The sequence below is a fragment of the Ideonella sp. P3_A4 genome, assembly GCF_056403075.1.
This window is the reverse complement of sequence record NZ_JBFUGE010000909.1, coordinates 1-1849: the sequence shown is the minus strand read 5'-3', so window position 1 is coordinate 1849 and position 1849 is coordinate 1. Positions and strand designations below refer to the sequence as shown.

The 1849-nt window shown below is 65.2% G+C and carries 2 protein-coding genes; both read right to left on the bottom strand.

The genetic code is table 11. The features are described 5' to 3' along the window. Positions 1 to 597: carbohydrate ABC transporter permease (locus AC1DYI_RS34315; protein ID WP_477208575.1), on the bottom strand; the 597-nt coding region annotated here is incomplete at its 3' end. A 110-nt stretch (positions 598 to 707) separates the two neighbouring features. Continuing rightward, positions 708 to 1634 carry a carbohydrate ABC transporter permease gene (locus AC1DYI_RS34310; RefSeq protein ID WP_477208574.1) on the bottom strand — a complete coding sequence of 309 codons (927 nt, stop codon included), beginning with the start codon at positions 1632 to 1634 and terminating at the stop codon, positions 708 to 710. Between the last annotated feature and the right edge of the window lie 215 nt (positions 1635 to 1849).

Below are 1849 nucleotides of genomic sequence, written 5' to 3'. Positions count from 1 at the left end.
GTTCCAGATCGGCACCATCGTGAAGACGGCGACGGTCGCCACGGCCGGCCTCAGCAGCGGCAGCACGACGCGGAAGAAGATCTCGAACTCGCCGATGCCGTCGCAACGGGCGGCATCCTTCAGCTCGCTGGGCACCTGCAAGATGAACTCCGACAGGATCATCACCGCCAGCGGCAGCCCTTGCGCCACGTAGACCAGCACCAGCGCGGTCAGCGTGTTGACCAGGTTCAACGCCACCATCGTCTGCAAGATCGACACCGAGCCGAGGCGGATCGGCACCATGATCCCGAAGGCCAGGAACAGCGCGAGCAACCGGTTGCCACGGAAGCGGTATTCGGTCAGCGCCCAGGCAGCCATGGCGCCGAACAGCAGGATCAACACCATCGAGATACCGGTGACGATGGCGCTGTTGAGGTACATGCCGCCGACCGCTGCGTTGCCCAGCACCTTGGCGTAACCGACGACGCTGAAGCTGGCGGTAGTGGGCAGCGCCAGCGGGTCGTCGAAGATCGCCTTGCGCGACTTGAACGAGTTGATGAGCACCAGCAGGATCGGGCACAGCACCAGCAGCGTGTAGCCGCCGAGCACGAGATGCACGAAGGTCGAGCGCAGCGGCTTCGCGAAGGCCTCGCGTGTCGATGTTCTGGTGGTCCGGTGGGGCAGCCTGGGAACGCGGGGCTGCGCCGGCGGAGTGGGGCGGGCGGGGCTCATGCCGCATGGCGACGCAGCCGCCGCTGAATGAACAGGAAGTACACGCCGACGCCACCCAGGATGACCAGGAACATCAGCGTGGCCAGCGCGGCGCCCATCGTCGCGCTGCCGACTTGCGACTGGTAGCCGAAGAAGGTGCGGTAGAAGAGGGTGCCGAGCAGGTCGGTCGAGTAGTTCGGCCCGGCCAATGCGCCTTTGACCGCATAGATCAAATCGAAGGCGTTGAAGTTGCCGACGAAGGTCAGGATGTTGACCAGACCCAGCGTCGGCAGGATCAACGGCAGCCGGATCGCCCAGAAGACGCGCCACGGGCTGGCGCCCTCGACGGTGGCCGCCTCGATGATCTCTTCGGGGATCGCGATCAACGCCGCGTAGATCAACATCATCGGGATGCCGACGAACTGCCAGACCGAAATCAGCGCCAGCGTCGGCAGGGCCGTCTCTTCGGTGCCGAGCCATGGCCCGAACCAGTCTTGCAGCCCGACGAAGCCCAGCAGCTTCTCGGCCACGCCCCACAGCGGCGACAAGATCAACTGCCACGAGAAGCCGATGATCACCACCGACAGCAGTGTCGGCAGGAAAAGTACCGTGCGGTAGGCAGTGGCGCCGCGCACGCCTTTCAACGAAAGCAGGGCGGCCAGCAACAGTGCGATGGGGTTCTGCACCAGCGAGTGGATGACGAAGAACTCGACGTTGTTGGCCAGCGCATTGCCAAAGTTCGCGAACCACCGCTCGTCGAACAGCAGTGTTTGGAAGTTAGCCAAGCCAGCGAAATGGGCGCGTCCGGCCTCGTCGGTGGCGTAGAAGCTCAGGCGCAGCGTGTCCGCCAGGGGCCAAGCGCTGAACGCGGTGTAGATCAGCACGGCGGGTGCCAGGAACACCAGTGCTGGCCAGCTGGCGCGCTGTTGCTGGGTTGTTGTCATGTTTTCAATCGTGCTGCGTCATTCCGCCTGCGAAGGGTGGTGCGTGGTGGGTAGCCCGGGGGTGCGTTCTCCGGCCCACGCTCGCGGGGCATCGTGTTGCGCGTGCGACGGTCTCTCGATCGGCATCGTTGGCGTTGGCATGTGTTGGGGCGACCGCGAATGGGGCCTGCGCCCGCACCCCCGAGCCACCCACCATGGAACCGTGGTGGCGGGCC

Bases quoted from the DNA above. Each gene is read 5' to 3' on its own strand.
- AC1DYI_RS34310 (WP_477208574.1), bottom strand. From the start codon at position 1,634: ATGACAACAACCCAGCAACAGCGCGCCAGCTGGCCAGCACTGGTGTTC.